This window comes from Lentimicrobium saccharophilum, assembly GCF_001192835.1.
GTDB classification, from domain to species: domain Bacteria; phylum Bacteroidota; class Bacteroidia; order Bacteroidales; family Lentimicrobiaceae; genus Lentimicrobium; species Lentimicrobium saccharophilum.
Map to the genome: position 1 here is coordinate 2,328,460 of NZ_DF968182.1, position 15,188 is coordinate 2,343,647.

At 49.5% G+C, this 15,188-nt stretch carries 13 protein-coding genes; 3 read left to right on the forward strand and 10 right to left on the reverse strand.

Annotated features, from left to right (window positions below):
- Nucleotides 1-57: 57 nt before the first annotated feature.
- The 6 genes from TBC1_RS09070 to TBC1_RS09095 all read right to left on the reverse strand — a co-directional run bounded on the left by TBC1_RS09070 (nt 58) and on the right by TBC1_RS09095 (nt 7,784).
- Complete coding sequence (locus tag TBC1_RS09070) at nt 58-735, reverse strand: zinc metallopeptidase (RefSeq protein ID WP_062042928.1); 678 nt, start codon at nt 733-735, stop codon at nt 58-60.
- A 253-nt stretch (nt 736-988) separates the two neighbouring features.
- On the reverse strand, nt 989-1,522 hold the full coding sequence (locus tag TBC1_RS09075) for a gamma carbonic anhydrase family protein (protein WP_062041129.1): 534 nt from the start codon (nt 1,520-1,522) through the stop codon (nt 989-991).
- A 126-nt stretch (nt 1,523-1,648) separates the two neighbouring features.
- Nucleotides 1,649-3,220 (reverse strand): L-aspartate oxidase, encoded by a 1,572-nt coding sequence (nadB, locus tag TBC1_RS09080; protein WP_062041132.1) that lies wholly within the window; start codon nt 3,218-3,220, stop codon nt 1,649-1,651.
- 154 nt (nt 3,221-3,374) lie between these two features.
- On the reverse strand, nt 3,375-4,652 hold the full coding sequence (gene odhB / locus TBC1_RS09085) for a 2-oxoglutarate dehydrogenase complex dihydrolipoyllysine-residue succinyltransferase (protein WP_062041135.1): 1,278 nt from the start codon (nt 4,650-4,652) through the stop codon (nt 3,375-3,377).
- A gap of 11 nt (nt 4,653-4,663) precedes the next feature.
- Nucleotides 4,664-7,459 (reverse strand): 2-oxoglutarate dehydrogenase E1 component, encoded by a 2,796-nt coding sequence (locus TBC1_RS09090; protein ID WP_062041138.1) that lies wholly within the window; start codon nt 7,457-7,459, stop codon nt 4,664-4,666.
- A 157-nt stretch (nt 7,460-7,616) separates the two neighbouring features.
- The gene (locus TBC1_RS09095; protein WP_062041141.1) at nt 7,617-7,784 is read right to left on the reverse strand and encodes a DUF362 domain-containing protein; all 168 of its coding nucleotides are present in this window, start codon (nt 7,782-7,784) and stop codon (nt 7,617-7,619) included.
- A gap of 277 nt (nt 7,785-8,061) precedes the next feature.
- Here TBC1_RS09095 and TBC1_RS09100 point away from each other — a divergent pair, with 277 nt between their 5' ends.
- Both TBC1_RS09100 and TBC1_RS09105 read left to right on the forward strand, forming a co-directional pair.
- Entirely contained in the window at nt 8,062-9,912 is a 1,851-nt protein-coding gene (locus TBC1_RS09100; RefSeq protein WP_062041144.1) for a 2-oxoacid:acceptor oxidoreductase subunit alpha, read from the forward strand.
- 2 nt (nt 9,913-9,914) lie between these two features.
- Nucleotides 9,915-10,958 (forward strand): 2-oxoacid:ferredoxin oxidoreductase subunit beta, encoded by a 1,044-nt coding sequence (locus tag TBC1_RS09105; RefSeq protein ID WP_062041147.1) that lies wholly within the window; start codon nt 9,915-9,917, stop codon nt 10,956-10,958.
- Between the two features lie 100 nt (nt 10,959-11,058).
- On the opposite strand, the gene TBC1_RS09110 is transcribed toward TBC1_RS09105, so the two are convergent.
- Complete coding sequence (locus TBC1_RS09110) at nt 11,059-11,346, reverse strand: GNAT family N-acetyltransferase (RefSeq protein ID WP_062041149.1); 288 nt, start codon at nt 11,344-11,346, stop codon at nt 11,059-11,061.
- A 227-nt stretch (nt 11,347-11,573) separates the two neighbouring features.
- Between TBC1_RS09110 and TBC1_RS09115 the strand changes: the two genes are divergently transcribed.
- Nucleotides 11,574-12,086 (forward strand): hypothetical protein, encoded by a 513-nt coding sequence (locus TBC1_RS09115; protein ID WP_062041152.1) that lies wholly within the window; start codon nt 11,574-11,576, stop codon nt 12,084-12,086.
- Nucleotides 12,087-12,178: 92 nt separating this feature from the next.
- Here the strand turns inward: TBC1_RS09115 and TBC1_RS09120 are convergent, their stop codons facing one another.
- The 3 genes from TBC1_RS09120 to TBC1_RS09130 all read right to left on the reverse strand — a co-directional run bounded on the left by TBC1_RS09120 (nt 12,179) and on the right by TBC1_RS09130 (nt 14,807).
- Complete coding sequence (locus tag TBC1_RS09120; protein WP_062041155.1) at nt 12,179-12,952, reverse strand: TlpA family protein disulfide reductase; 774 nt, start codon at nt 12,950-12,952, stop codon at nt 12,179-12,181.
- A 96-nt stretch (nt 12,953-13,048) separates the two neighbouring features.
- Nucleotides 13,049-13,888: a deoxyribose-phosphate aldolase gene (gene deoC, locus TBC1_RS09125; RefSeq protein WP_062041158.1), complete on the reverse strand. Its 840-nt coding sequence runs from the start codon at nt 13,886-13,888 to the stop codon at nt 13,049-13,051.
- Nucleotides 13,889-13,970: 82 nt separating this feature from the next.
- Nucleotides 13,971-14,807: an aldo/keto reductase gene (locus tag TBC1_RS09130; protein WP_062041160.1), complete on the reverse strand. Its 837-nt coding sequence runs from the start codon at nt 14,805-14,807 to the stop codon at nt 13,971-13,973.
- Nucleotides 14,808-15,188 lie beyond the last annotated feature (381 nt).

Genomic DNA, 15,188 nt, shown 5'->3' on the forward strand with positions numbered 1-15,188 from the left:
TGATTTTTATGCCGGCTATGCCAATGAATTCCTTTTCAGGGTATTGAACCCGGGGAATTAATCCCTGCGTCCCATGTAGATCATAATATAGTAGAGCAGGGTAGCCAGTGAGGCCAGTGCGGCTACAACGTAGGTATAGGCAGCAAGGCGCAATGCCTCCTGTGCCTTGGGAAGTGTAGCGGGTGAAGCAATCCCGCTGCCGTCGAGCCAGGCAATGGCACGGCGGCTGGCGTCAAGCTCCACCGGAAGGGTGATAAAGCTGAAGAGCGTGGTAAGCGCAAACAGCACGATACCGGCCAGAAGCAGCCCGGGAAAAGTATTTACCAGCAGGATGCCGGCCAACAGCACCCACTGCACCCAGTTGGAGGCAAAACTTACCACCGGCACCAGTTTTGAACGCATCATCAGCCAGGCGTAGGCGGTAGCATGCTGCACGGCATGGCCGCACTCGTGTGCCGCTACGGCTGCGGCTGAAATGCTGCGGCCATGGTACACATCCGGACTCAGATTGACCGTTTTGGTCATGGGATTGTAATGATCGGAGAGTTCGCCCTGTACAGAAACTACCTGCACATCGTCCACCCCGCTTTCGCGCAGCATTTTCTCCGCGATCTCCCGGCCGCTCAATCCGTAATTAACAGGGATTTTACTGTACTCCCTGAACCTGGATTTCAACCTGGCGCCAACAGCCCAACTGATAAGCATAAAGACGCCGAATATTAACAGGTAACCCATTTTTCTTTCTTTATTGGTTTGTTTTATCTGATCAAAAAGTCTGCCACATCCCCTGGTTGTCAGAATGGCAGGTTTTCTAACTCCTGAGTACAAGAACTCATATTATTCCGGGGATATCTGAACTAAAGCATGGAATTGATAATCCGCAGGCTGGCAGATCTGAAAGCGCCAGCCAGCCTCTCCGCACAGTTTTATGGCAAACCGCCTTTCCCGCACTCTTCTACCATCCTTTTTCAATGGTTTGGAATCACGCCTAACCAATGGGCTCTATTGAAGGATCGTGCCAGCTGGCATACATGGTATAGCTTTTGGATATCCGGTTCACCTGACCTTCGAGGAGTTTGGTGTCGATGGATTTGATTTTTTTCGCGGGGATACCTGCATATACACTGCCCGATTCCACAACGGTGCCCTGCGATACCACCGCACCGGCAGCGATAATGGAATTGCTTTCCACCACCACATCATCCATAACGATGGCGCCCATGCCTATCAACACATTGTCGTTGATGGTACAGCCATGAACAATGGCATTGTGGGCGATGGAAACATTGTTACCGATATTCACCGGCGACTTCTGGTAGGTGCAATGGATCACCGCGCCATCCTGAATATTGACATTATTTCCGATTTTGATGTAATGCACATCCCCGCGCACCACCGCGTTGAACCACACGCTGCAGTTGTCGCCCATTTCCACTTCGCCGACCACGGTAGCGTTTTCAGCAAAAAAGCAGTTTTTTCCGATTTTGGGGTGAATTCCTTTCACCGCTCTTATTAAAGCCATTTCAGTAATCTTTATGTTCAATAATTTCCCGGTTGATGATGTTCCGGCATTTGCCGGTAAACCACAGGTACAGGGCCAACCCTCGCGGATCGTTCAACTCAATTAACCCCCGGCCGGTCATTTTGTTTATGATCCGTATTGCCTCGGGTAATCGATGGAATGGTGCAACCCCCGGCTTTCCTTGCGGTCAATGGCCATTTGAATGATCAGCCCCGCTACCGTTATCATATTCCGCAGTTCGCAGATCTTTTCGGTGAGCACGGATTTTTCATAGAGGTCCTCCGTCTCTTCCTGAAGTATCTGTAAACGGTCAAGCGCGCGTTTCAGCCTGAGGTTGGAACGGACAATGCCCACGTAATTGGTCATGATTCCCTGCAACTCCTTCAGTGATTGGGTAATCAGGATCATCTCCTCGTTAAAGACAGTTCCCTTGGCATCCCAATCGGGGATCTCATTCAAAAATTTACTTGTTTTTGCAAGCCCGGCGGCATGCTGCGCTGCCCGGTGCGAGAATACCAGAGATTCCAGCAGTGAGTTGGACGCCAGGCGGTTGGCTCCGTGCAAGCCTGTAGAAGCGCATTCGCCCGATGCATAGAGGTGATGGATGTTGCTTCTTCCAAACTCATCCACCTTAATGCCTCCGCAGGTATAATGGGCCGCCGGCACCACCGGGATCATATCCCTGGTCATGTCAATACCGATGCTCAGGCACTTGGCATAAATCGCCGGGAAATGCCCCAGAATCTGCTGCATATCCAGGTGCCGGGCATCCAGGCAGACATAATCATCTCCACTGATTTTCAGTTCATTGTCAATAGCCCTGGCCACGATATCACGGGGAGCCAGCGACAATCTGGCATCGTATTTCTGCATAAACTCCTTCCCCTGCCGGGTTTTCAATACCGCACCGGAGCCCCGCAATGCTTCCGTGATCAGAAAAGAAGGCTTTTCGGCAGGATTAAAGAGGGAAGTGGGATGAAACTGAATAAACTCCATTTTATCCACTTCTCCTTTTGCCCTTCGAACCATGGCGATGCCATCGCCGGTTGCTACCGGCGGGTTGGTGGTGGTTGCATACACATTACCGGCCCCTCCGGTGGCAAGCATGGTTGTTTTTGCCAGAATGGTAATGATCTGATGGTTGGCCTTATTCAATGCGTAGGCTCCGTAGCAATCAATTTCCCTGGCATTTTTCTCCACCTCTTCGCCAAGGTGGTGCTGGGTAAGCAGGTCAATGGCAAAATGATTTTCCAGAATTTCGATGTTCCTGTTTTCCCTTACCCGCTGCAACAAAATATTTTCTATCTCCGCCCCGGTCTGATCCTTGTGGTGCAGCACCCTGAATTCCGAATGTCCGCCCTCTTTGGCCAGATCGTACTTGCCGGCAGGATTTTTATCAAAAGCGACCCCCCAGTCGATCAGCTCCTTTACCCTTTCGGTAGATTCGGTGATGGTAATCCGCACGATTTCAGGATCGCTCAGTTCGTCCCCGGCAATCATGGTATCACGGATGTGCTTTTCGTATGTATCCGGCGTGTACATTACGGCCGCAATACCGCCCTGGGCATAGCGTGTCGCACTTTCCACGGCTTCTCCTTTTGTCACTATGCAAACCTTGCCGAAAGGAGCTACCTTCAGGGCGTAACTGAGACCTGCAATGCCGGTTCCTATCACCAGAAAATCTACTTTTTTTCGCATGACGCCAAATTTTCAGGCATCAAAATTACTATTTAAACCAGTGAGAATGGGGAATATCTTCTTAAATTCATCACATACGCCGGGGCAATCCGGTACTGCTATCCACCTTGGGGGGGTAGAAGTAATTCAGAGCGTGACCATAAGCATAAAAAAATCAAATCTGCAACAGAGCCTGTACCGGTTCAGTGCCGTCGAAAAGCATTCTTTCGGGATTTTCAAGCATCTCTTTAATTTTCACAAGGAAACCAACCGACTCGCGTCCGTCGATTACCCGGTGGTCGTACGAAAGGGCCACATACATCATGGGGGCGATCACAACCTGTCCTTCCACGGCTATGGGACGCTCAACGATATTATGCATTCCAAGGATGGCACTCTGCGGAGGATTGAGAATGGGGGTTGACATCATGGAGCCGAAAACACCTCCGTTGGTGATGGTAAAGGTGCCGCCGCTCATCTCTTCCAGGGTGATTTTGTTGTCGCGGGCTTTAACGGCAAGCTCCTTGATCTTCTTCTCGATCTCCGCCAGGCTTAGACTTTCGGCATTGCGTATCACCGGCACCACCAGGCCTTTGGGCGCGCTCACAGCGATGCCGATATCGGCATAATCATGAAAGATCATCTCATCCCCGTCAATCATGGCATTTACCTGGGGATAATGCTTCAGTGCAATGGTGACAGCTTTGGTAAACAACGACATAAATCCCAGGGAAACGTCATGTTTCTTTTTAAAAGTTTCGTTGTATTTCTTCCTGAGATCCATGATACGGCTCATATTCACCTCGTTGAAAGTGGTAAGCATGGCGGTTTCGTTTTTCACGGAAACCAGCCGCTGGGCAAGCTTTTGCCTGAGGGTGCTCATTTTCTTCCGCTCGGTGCTGCGCGTGCCGCCCCAGGTGGTTTCCGCTGAAGAAGCAACAGCTTGCGGAGGTCCGGCGGAAGCCACCTCCTCCACATCGGCTTTACCGATCCGGATGCGGCCGATATAATCCAGAATATCTTTTTCCGAAACATTCCTCTCTTTCATAACTTTACGTGCCAGCGGAGAAATATGCAGGTGATGCTCTCCGGCGGAAGCGGGGGCATCTTCAGTCTTTACCTCAGGTTTTTCATCAGCCTTGTTGTCTGATCCCGGTTTGCCAGCGGGTTCCGGTTCTGATTTTGATGAGGGTACCGGAGCTGCAGCAGGTCTTGCAACGGAAGTGTCAATCTGTGCTACAACTGAACCTACTTTAATGGTTTCACCTGCCTGCACCAGAATTTTAATAATGCCCTCTTCTGATGCATTAATGGTCAGGGTAGCCTTATCCGAGTCAATTTCAGCTATTTCGGCGTCTCTTTCCACAAAATCGCCATCATTCACCAACCACGATGCCAGTTGAACTTCAGAGATAGATTCACCCGGGCTGGGCACTTTTACTTCAATCATCATTTCAGTATCTTTTATTCTGTTTTTGCTGTTTCAGAAACAAATGACCACTCATGCGGGGCGCAAACCATTTTACAGATCAGGTTTGCGTTGGGGCAGGTACATTCCCCGAACGATTTCTCAACAATTTTGCGTTGCCTGAGGGCATGCAGTCTGGGCGAACCCGTGGCAGGACTTCCGCTTTCGGGGCGCGCAACAAGCAGTATATCCGTTTCCTTGAAATTTCGCAGTATAAACGACCAGGCCCCCATATTGGCAGGCTCTTCCTGCGCCCATACATGCCTCTCGGCCCCGGGATACCGGGCAAGTACCTCTTTTACCTGTTCATTGGGGAAGGGATATAACTGTTCAATCCTTATAATCGCTTCATGAGTGCCACGTTTCGCGCGCTCATCAATCAGGTCGTAATACAGTTTTCCGCTGGTAAAAATCACCCTTTTTACCTTCGCGGGGTCTGCCGTTTCATCATCAATCACTTCGCGGAAGCCTCCCCTGCTCAGTTCTTTAAGGTCCGAAACACAGGCCGGATGCCGCAGCAGGCTTTTCGGGGTAAAAACTATCAGGGGTTTGCGGAATGGCCGCCTGATCTGCCGCCTCAGCAAATGGAAAAAGTTTGCCGGAGTAGTACAGTTTACAACCTGCATGTTGTTATCGGCGCAGAGTGAAAGGAACCGCTCTATTCTGCCGCTCGAGTGCTCAGGCCCCTGCCCTTCGTAACCATGCGGAAGGAAAAGCACCAGATCGCTCATCACCCGCCATTTATCTTCCGCGCTGCTCAGATACTGATCAATAATAATCTGCGCTCCGTTGAAAAAATCGCCGAACTGGGCTTCCCAGATGGTGAGGGTATAAGGGGAAGAGAGTGAATAACCGTACTCGAATCCCAGTACCCCGTATTCCGACAGGGGTGAGTTGTAAACTTCAAAAGAGGCCTGTGCCGGATCGATGTGGCTGAGCGGGGTATAGCGCTCTTCGCTGTCTTCGAGGGTCAGCACGGCATGGCGGTGTGAGAAGGTTCCGCGCTGAGAATCCTGACCGCTTAACCGCACCGGCACCCCTTCATTCAGTAATGAAGCATAACCCAGGAGCTCGCCCATTGCCCAGTCGAGTTTACCGCCCGGAGCCAGCATGGCTTTGCGGTCGTTCATCAGCTTTACCAGCTTGCGGTTGAAAGCCTTGCCTTCAGGCAGGGAGGTGATTCTCTCTCCAAGCTTCTGAAGCACTTCCATGTCGATCCCGGTAACCGGCGACCGGTTAAAATCTTCGCTGACTGCCACCCTGATATTGCCCCAGGTAGGCCCGAGGAAAGGGGTAACTTTAGACTTTTCGGCTTTGTTTGACTCGGCAAGGTGAGCTTCAAAAATATCGTTGACTTCTTTTTCAATGGCCAGGGCATCATCGGCCGTAATCAGCCCTTCGGCAATCAGTTTTTCGACGTAAAGCTGCCGTACGTCGGGATGTTTCTCGATGGCTTTATACAGCACCGGCTGGGTAAAACGGGGCTCATCCCCCTCGTTGTGTCCGTAGCGGCGGTACCCGAGCAGATCGATAAACACATCCTTGTCGAATTTTTCACGGAACTCCATGGCCAGTTCAATGGCATACACCACGGCTTCGGCATCATCGGCGTTCACATGGAAGATCGGCGACTGCACTATCTTGGCTACGTCAGTACAATAGATACTGCTGCGCCCTTCAAGGTAATTAGTGGTAAAGCCCACCTGATTGTTCACTACCAGGTGTACCGTCCCTCCGGTGCGGTATCCGGGAAGCTCCGACATCTGAATCATCTCATACACCACTCCCTGTCCTGCAATGGATGCGTCTCCATGGATGATAATTGGCACCACCTTATCCGTATCCCCTTTATAGACCTGATCGATCCTTGCCCTGGCAATGCCGGAAACCACCGGGCCGACGGTTTCGAGGTGCGAAGGGTTGGGAGCCAGTGTCAGATCTACGGTTTTTCCCGCGTGGGTAGGCCGCTGAAGCGTTGCCCCCAGATGATATTTGACATCTCCGAGCACGAACTCATCATCAAATTCCTTATTCGAAAATTCGTTGAAAATATCTTTGTAAGGCTTGCCCATGATATTGGCCAGCACATTCAGTCTGCCGCGGTGGGGCATGCCGATCAGAAACTCGTTGGCCCCCAGTGCGGCGCCCTTTTCGATGATGGCATCCAGCGCGGGGATCAGCGATTCGCCTCCTTCGAGGGAAAAACGCTTCTGCCCGGGAAAGCGTTTGTGCAGGAACTTTTCGAAAAATACGGCCTCGCTGAGTTTACGCAGAATGGTCATTTTCACCGCCTTGCCAAACCGGGGTTCATTCCGATGCGACTCCATCCGCTGCAACAGCCACCGGTAAACTTCCTCGTTGCGGATATAGGCAAACTCCACACCAACCGACTGACAATAGGTCTTTTCGAGGTGTGCGATGATCTTTGAAAGCGGTGCAGGGCCGATTCCTATTTCATTCCCGGCCTGGTATGTTTTGTTCAGATCCTCTTTTGAAAGTCCGAAATTTTCAGGAGCCAGGGCGGGACTATATTTCCGGCGCGTACGGACAGGATTGGTGAGGGTGAACAGGTGCCCGCGCTGCCGGTAACCGTTAATAAGATTGATTACTTTAAATTCGCCGGGGACAGTTAACTGATCCGAACCCATTTGGTAATTTTTCCTTGCAAACTCAAATCCTTCGAAAAACCGCTGCCAACCCTGATCCACCGAAGCAGGATCACTCAGATATTGATGGTATTGCTGTTCTATAAAATCGCCTTCCGCATTCGACAGGTAGGAAAATTTATCCATGATGACAAATCGTTGGTGCACACAGTGCAAAGTTATTGTTTCAGGCCTTTTTGTAAGCCCGGAGTTAAACAAATATACTTAAATAAAGTTTTCCGTCAAATAGCAATAAAAAAGCCTGCCACGAATGACAGGCCCATACAATTTTGCTGATTACTGCTTATGCAGGATGAATAGCTTCCACCGGACATACATCGGCGCATGATCCACAATCGGTGCAAACATCCGGGTCAATCTTATAGATATCGCCTTCCGAGATAGCATCAACGGGACATTCATCAATGCAGGTGCCGCAAGCGGTGCAGTCATCTGAAATTACGTAAGCCATGGCTGTATTTTTTAGTTAATGATTTTGGTGTGATCTTCCGGCTGCAAATATATACCTAAATCCGTCAAAATTAATTAACATCCCCTATTTTTAAAGCTTCTAAATAGGAATGAATTGGATGCGTATATTATAATATTGTATTTCAGCTTTTTACAACTTTTTTGTATTGAATCAAATCGCATAAGCCTAGATTAATAATTTTTCCTGCATGCTTTCTGTGCAAAGACCATAAATAATATAACTTTGCCGCCTGAAGCAAATCAACCTCCTTATAATCATGGTAAAAACTAAAAGTAATGTTATCCAGAGGGATGCTGTGGTCGTGAAGTTTGTTGGCGACTCAGGAGACGGAATGCAGCTTTCCGGGACTTTGTTTTCTGACACTGCAGCCCTTGAGGGACTTGACCTGGCCACATTTCCTGACTATCCTGCCGAAATCCGTGCGCCTCATAACACAATTGCCGGTGTATCGGGATTCCAGGTGCATGTGGGTACCAAAAAAATTGAAACGACGGGTGACCTGTGCGACGTGCTTGTCGCGATGAATCCCGCATCGCTTAAAGCCAACCTGAAATGGGCCAAGCCGGGCGCAACCATTATTGTGGATGAAAATGCCTTCGATGAGGCTGCACTTAAGAAATCAGGATATACTGAAAATCCGCTGGAAAACGGCAGCCTGTCAGGCTATAATCTTGTAAAAGCACCCATCACCCTGCTTACGCGTGAAGCGGTGAAGCACCTTTCGATAGATAATAAAAGTGCGGAGCGCAGTAAAAATATGTTTGCGCTGGGCATGATGTACCACCTGTTCGGATGGAGTTCAAAACACACTTATGATTTCTTTGATAAAAAATTTAAAAATAAACCGGATGTCATTGCAGCCAACAAGGCGGTGCTTGAAGCAGGTTTCAACTATGCTGAAACCATAGAGGCCCTGGCTTCCGTATTTCAGGTTTCCAAAGCAAAAATGGAACCCGGCCGCTACCGCAATATTACCGGCAATGTGGCAACGGCATGGGGTTTTCTGGCTGCTTCGGAACGTTCGGGCCGCCCGTTGTTCCTTGGCTCCTATCCCATTACCCCTGCAACCGAAATTCTGATTGAACTGGCCAAATACAAATCACTGGGCGCAAAGGTCTTTCAGGCTGAAGACGAAATCGCCGGCATCTGTTCAGCCATCGGCGCCAGTTACACCGGATCCCTTGCACTTACTACCACCTCCGGACCCGGACTTTCGCTGAAGAGCGAAGCCATCGGCCTTGCCGTTATGACGGAACTACCGCTTGTTATTGTAAACGTACAGCGTGGCGGACCCAGTACCGGATTGCCCACCAAATCGGAGCAGAGCGATCTCTACCAGGCACTTTTCGGACGCAACGGAGAATGCCCCGCCGTGGTCATAGCAGCATCCTCTTCGGCTAATTGCTTCTACTACGCTTACATGGCATCGAAAATCGCCATGGAACACATGACCCCTGTCATCCTGCTTACCGATGGTTATCTTGGCAACGGCTCACAACTCTTCCGTATCCCGAAGGTGGCTGAGTTGCCCGAAATCAAACCGCCTATTGCCAAACCCAACGACCCGGACTTCAAGCCTTACCGCCGCAATCCGGAAACCCTGGCCCGCCAATGGGCACTGCCCGGAACCGAAGGACTGCGCCACAGGGTAGGCGGACTTGAAAAAGAAGACATCTATGGCAATGTATCCACCGATCCGCTCAATCACCAGAAAATGGTTGACCTGCGCGAAGCCAAGGTGCAAAAAGTTGCTGAATTCATCCCTGAGCAGGGAATCACCGGAACAAAAGAGGGTGATGTGCTGGTGGTAAGCTGGGGCGGAACCTACGGACCGGTGTCGGAAGCCGTGGAAGTTCTGCAGAAGGAAGGCAAAAGCATCAGCCATGCCCACTTTAACTACATCATGCCACTGCCGAAGAATACTGCCAATGTATTGAACGGATTTAAGAAAGTGATCGTATGTGAACTCAATAGCGGTCAGTTCGTAAACTACCTTAAAATGACCCACCCGGGACACAACTATCTGAAATACAATAAAGTTCAGGGGTTGCCATTTACAGTTACCGAATTGGTCAATGTTTTTAACGCAACGATGGAGGAGAAATAATCATGAACAATCAACCTAACTTAACCGTAGAACGTTCTTCCGTAGAACTGACCAAAGAGGACTTTGTAAGCGACCAGATGGTTAAATGGTGCCCGGGCTGCGGTGCTCATGCCATCCTCTCTTCCGTTGCCAATGTTTTTCCTAAAATCGGATACCGTAAGGAAAACTTTATGTTCGTTTCAGGCATCGGATGTTCCTCACGGTTTCCCTATTATGTTAACACTTACGGCATCCATGGTATTCACGGCCGGGCGGCAGCCATCGCTTCAGGCGTGAAAATCTCAAATCCCCATCTCAGTGTCTGGGTAGCTACCGGCGACGGTGACTCCATGGCCATCGGAGGAAACCATTTTATTCACATTATCCGCAGAAACATTGATGTGAATATTATGCTTTTCAACAACCAGATTTACGGGCTGACCAAAGGTCAGTATTCGCCCACCACGCCTATGGGAAGCATCACCAAAACATCTCCCCAGGGAACCATTGAACATCCGTTTAACCCCGGCGAACTTGTGCTGGGCGCACAGGGAACTTTCTTTGCCAGGGTAATTGATGCCGTGCCCAGATTGATGACCGAGGTAATGTTTGAGGCCGCCAAACACGACGGAACTTCGGTTGTGGAAATCCTGCAGAATTGCATAATTTTTGCCGACAAAACCCATGATTCTGTCACAAATAAGGAACACCGCGACGACCGAACCATTGTCCTCCGCAACGGCGAACCCATGATCTTCGGAAAAAACAAAGACAAGGGCATCCGCCTGAACGGAACACGACTTGAAGTTGTAAACCTTGGCGAAAACGGCGTAACCGAGGAAGATCTGCTTGTGCATGACGCCTATCAGCAGGATCCCGGCATTCACCTGATGCTGGCCAAAATGTCATATCCCCACTTCCCCGTTGCACTCGGCGTGATCCGTTCGGCCATGTACCCCACCTACGATGATATGGTGGAAGAACAGATCGCCTATGCGAAAGCCAACCAGAAAATCAAAACTGTTGACGATCTGCTGAACAGCGGCGAAACCTGGGAAATCAAATAAACCGGCTTAACCCGGTTTTGAGAGGCCTGTTTCTTTCCCGAAGCAGGCCTTTTTCTGTTTTCCGTCAGGACATCTGCCCGTCTCAGCCGGGCTGACCGCTTTATTCATGCAGGATGACCCCGGCGTATTCAGGATGCTTCCTGAACATGGCCACCACAAAAGGGCAAACCGGCCTGATCTTCAGGTTGCGCTGTGATGCCATTGTTACAATAGCATCCAGCAATTTTTTACCCGTACCGGTGCCGCGCAACGATTCATCCACCCTCGTATGATCAATGATGATATGATCTTTCCCGCCCGAAATCCAGGTCATTTCGGCCAGCGACCCGTTATCCCCCTGGATAAAGGCACGCCCGCTGCCTTGTGAATCAAAAAGTTGTATTTCCATAACTTCATTTCAATTAGCTATATAACACCTGAAAACCACAAAAGGTTAAACAGAGCCAAAACGACCAAAGTTTATTTCCAAGCAGCGGGATTCTGCAAAACCGGGAATACCATTTAAGTAAAGGATTTTATGCCAATGGCTGACAATCCGGCCATATACAGAATCAAATATCCATTATTCAAACAAAATAACCTATATTTGTTTTTAATCTTTAACGATATATAGTTATGTTCGAGAATCTATCAATTGGACTGGACATTGCCACGGCATTGTCAGTAATTGCGGCAGCGGCTGCCTTTATCTGGAATTCGGCCCTGGCCAGAAGAAAATCAAAACTTGACCGGCGGAAGGAAATTATCAAATCCCATGTTTACCGCACCGTTGAAAAGATCATCAGGGACTCAAGCGACATTTTCAGGGAAACAAAGAAAATCGAATACCGGCTCAGGGACGGGGAAACCACCCAGAACCTGAATCAATGGAAGGACCTGATTCTTGAACTTACCGGTTCATTCAGGTGGCTGATCCCCCTCGATCAGGTGTATGGAGATGGAAGATTTGAGCTGATTTACAAAGAATACAGCGAGGAGCTGGATGAATTTATCCGCCGCTTTGCAAAGCTTGTGAGCCCTGAGAGCAATGAATCATGGGATTTCTATGATACCATGGATCAGCCCAACCGGATTACCCTGAAATATATCACCCGGCTTTATCAGGAAACGGAAAATTACCTGCAGTAAGGTTCAGCGGCTGATGAAAGCCTGACCGGCAGATGTTCAGGCGCCTGCGGATGCCCGGAAAGGTTGCCGGTGCTCCGGCCAACCGGTAAATGTCAGCGGACGATAAACTTAGTGAATGCAGCACGCCGGCCATCAGCCGTTAATATGGCCACATACATTCCTCCGGCAAGTTGCAGCGATTGTCCGGATGCGGTCGGGAATCCTTCAAATACCCGGCGTCCGTCCATTCCATATACCGCCAGCCGGTAAACTTTGTCCTTCAAGCCGGCTGGAACAATCTGAACAACTCGCTCATCCGGATAGAAAACCTGCAGGCGCTCCCTTGTTTCCGGCTGCAGCAATCCGGCATTCACGGTACAACTCATTGGAGAACCACCTGCCGCCAGCACTTCCGCATTGATGTTGACCGCTTCCGGAGGCCAGATATGATTGTTGAGTATGCTGCGGTCGGGCGCAATCAGGATAACGGTAGGGTACGACTGCACCTGATAGATATCTACCACGGCATTGCCGCCGCCCTGCAATCCGCTTACCGAAGGATAATAAGCGCCCCAGACGGAGTCAAACTGCCGCACAAGGTCATTGTCGCTGCCCCAGTTGATGCCAAGGTAAATGACATCACTATAGTTGCATCCAAAATACTCATAGGATGCACTGACCTCGGAAGCATAAGTCTGACAGGGCCCGCAATTGGTGGTGAAAAAGTCTATCACCACCAGCTTACCGTCATCCAGATAATCATACAGGTGGTGCTGATTCCCGTCAACATCCTTGACGGTAAAATCCGGGGCGGTTTCCACTGCCACCTGTGCGCTGAGCGAATGCGCCGCAATCAGGAATACAAAAAGGTGTAACAACAACCGCATAAAACAACCTGGTATAAAACGTTGAGGCCGTAAAAGTACTGCCTCATCCGATTATATGCAAGTAATTAAATATATTTAAACTGCACAGCATCAACCTTATTTACCACTCAGTTCATTGGCCAGGTTGTCAGCCAGGCGGCTGGCGCCAATCCGGAACAGTACGGGGTTCAGCCATTCGGGGCCAAGAATGGATTCCACAAGCCTAACATAAACCAGCGCCTGCTCAGGGGTTGAAATGCCGCCGGCGGGCTTGAATCCCGTGATTTTTCCGGTGCTCTCGTAGTAATCGCGTATGGCCTGCAGCATAACATAAGCCGCTTCGGGGGTGGCTGCCGGGTTGATCTTTCCCGTGGAAGTTTTAATAAAATCGCCCCCCGCTTTCATGGCAATCACGGATGCATCGTAGATCCTGGGAAGATCTGTCAGTTCCCCTGTTTCAAGAATGACCTTAAGATGAACATTCCCACAAACTTCTTTGATGGCGTTGATTTCATCAAATACTTCAATATACTCTCCCTCAAGTAGTTTTCCCCTGGAAATGACCATATCTATTTCATCGGCGCCTTCTTCCACCGCGTATTTTACTTCCGCAAGTTTCACATGAATGGGCGATTGCCCGGCAGGAAAAGCTCCGGCCACGCAGGCTGTATGAATACCGGTCCCTTCGAGCAGGGTATGCACCTGCCGTGCAAAAACCGGATAGACACATACTGCCGCAACATTGGGAAGTCCTTTTTCACTAAAACTCACGGCCTTCCTGCAGAGCGCCTCTACCTTCTGCTTTGTATCGGCTCCTTCAAGGGTAGTCAGGTCGAGGATACCGAGTGCAAAACGCATGGCATCATGTTTACTACCGAATTCCTTAAAAGGATCAGCAAGGATTCCGGCAATCTGACCGGCAACCACCTCCGGGGAAAAGTTATGGTGTTTGTTCATATCATTTAAGGTTAAGCGCAAAATTAAACGCTAATATAAGTTATTATCACTGAAGTGGACTCATGCCTTGCGAAGATCCGGGTTACAATGCCCCGGCAGGGTCCCAGCCGGTTACCAGGTTTTCATCCAGGCTGTTCAGCTCCTCCATATCATTTGCTGATATCTCAAAATCAAAAACATTGATGTTTTCAATGATCCGGGAAATTACGGATGATTTCGGGATAGCGGCAAAACCCTGCTGCAAAGCCCAACGGATCAGCAGCTGGGCAGTTGATTTTCCGTATTTTGAGGCAATTTTCTGCAAACGCGGATCTCCCAGCTTGACGCCTTTGGTCAGGGGACTGTATGCAACCGGTATAATGCCCGCATTGCGGCAGAGGTCAATGGTTTCAGCCCGGGTAGAGAATATATAAGGATGGAGTTCGATCTGATTGACAGCAGGCGGGACTTTGCAATAGCCCAGCAGTTCTTCAAGATGGTGCGCCATATAATTGCTGACCCCTATGGATTTACATTTTCCATCCTCAAGCAAGGTTTCAAGCGCCCGCCACGTGTCTTTACGCTTACCCTGAACCGGCCAGTGAATCAGGTACAGGTCAACATAATCAAGACCAAGCCGGGCGAGGCTGGCATGACAGGCTTTGATGGCATGGTCGTATCCATGATCCGAATTCCACAATTTGGTGGTGACAAATACCTGCTCCCTGGGGATCAGACTCGTAACCATGGCCTTGCCCACCACTTCCTCATTATGATAGATGGCTGCCGTATCAATATGCCGGTAACCGTTCTTCAGGGCATTGTCAACAGCTTTTTGGGTAAGGTGGTTATTGGGCATCTGGTATAACCCCAGCCCGACCACCGGCATGGCTGCTCCGGAATTTAAACGGAAAACATTGAGGGTTGACGGAAATTTCATAAGCGTCCTGTTTTGTAACGATGCCGGTTGAAATGGCAGTTTGCACTTACAAAAATAACTCATTTAAAGGCTGACTGAATGCAAAAATCAAGGTTTCCCGGCTTTTCCTCCGCAGAATTCCCGCAAATCCCGTTAAGCCGGATGCCGGATGCATAAGAATTATTCAAATCAAATGCGTTCCAGGTATATGTATCAGATTCGTTTACAAGCTATACGCCTGATTCAATGCCCATTAAAGTGCTCCTCCGTTTTGAGCAGGCTGAAATTTTTATTTTTTTCAGGTTTTTAAGTATTACTTCCTGACTTATTGATGATAAACAAATGATTTCTTCAGGTCAATCAGCGCCTGAGGATGAAAAGAGTTCTTTACAAGCCGGAATT

Excerpts from the sequence above, each read along its gene's own strand:
- TBC1_RS09070 (WP_062042928.1), bottom strand. The coding sequence starts at position 735 with ATGGGTTACCTGTTAATATTCGGCGTCTTTATGCTTATCAGTTGGGCT.
- TBC1_RS09075 (WP_062041129.1), bottom strand. The coding sequence starts at position 1,522 with ATGGCTTTAATAAGAGCGGTGAAAGGAATTCACCCCAAAATCGGAAAA.
- nadB (WP_062041132.1), bottom strand. The coding sequence starts at position 3,220 with ATGCGAAAAAAAGTAGATTTTCTGGTGATAGGAACCGGCATTGCAGGT.
- odhB (WP_062041135.1), bottom strand. The coding sequence starts at position 4,652 with ATGATGATTGAAGTAAAAGTGCCCAGCCCGGGTGAATCTATCTCTGAA.
- TBC1_RS09090 (WP_062041138.1), bottom strand. The coding sequence starts at position 7,459 with ATGGATAAATTTTCCTACCTGTCGAATGCGGAAGGCGATTTTATAGAA.
- TBC1_RS09095 (WP_062041141.1), bottom strand. The coding sequence starts at position 7,784 with ATGGCTTACGTAATTTCAGATGACTGCACCGCTTGCGGCACCTGCATT.
- TBC1_RS09100 (WP_062041144.1), top strand. The coding sequence starts at position 8,062 with ATGGTAAAAACTAAAAGTAATGTTATCCAGAGGGATGCTGTGGTCGTG.
- TBC1_RS09105 (WP_062041147.1), top strand. The coding sequence starts at position 9,915 with ATGAACAATCAACCTAACTTAACCGTAGAACGTTCTTCCGTAGAACTG.
- TBC1_RS09110 (WP_062041149.1), bottom strand. The coding sequence starts at position 11,346 with ATGGAAATACAACTTTTTGATTCACAAGGCAGCGGGCGTGCCTTTATC.
- TBC1_RS09115 (WP_062041152.1), top strand. The coding sequence starts at position 11,574 with ATGTTCGAGAATCTATCAATTGGACTGGACATTGCCACGGCATTGTCA.
- TBC1_RS09120 (WP_062041155.1), bottom strand. The coding sequence starts at position 12,952 with ATGCGGTTGTTGTTACACCTTTTTGTATTCCTGATTGCGGCGCATTCG.
- deoC (WP_062041158.1), bottom strand. The coding sequence starts at position 13,888 with ATGAACAAACACCATAACTTTTCCCCGGAGGTGGTTGCCGGTCAGATT.
- TBC1_RS09130 (WP_062041160.1), bottom strand. The coding sequence starts at position 14,807 with ATGAAATTTCCGTCAACCCTCAATGTTTTCCGTTTAAATTCCGGAGCA.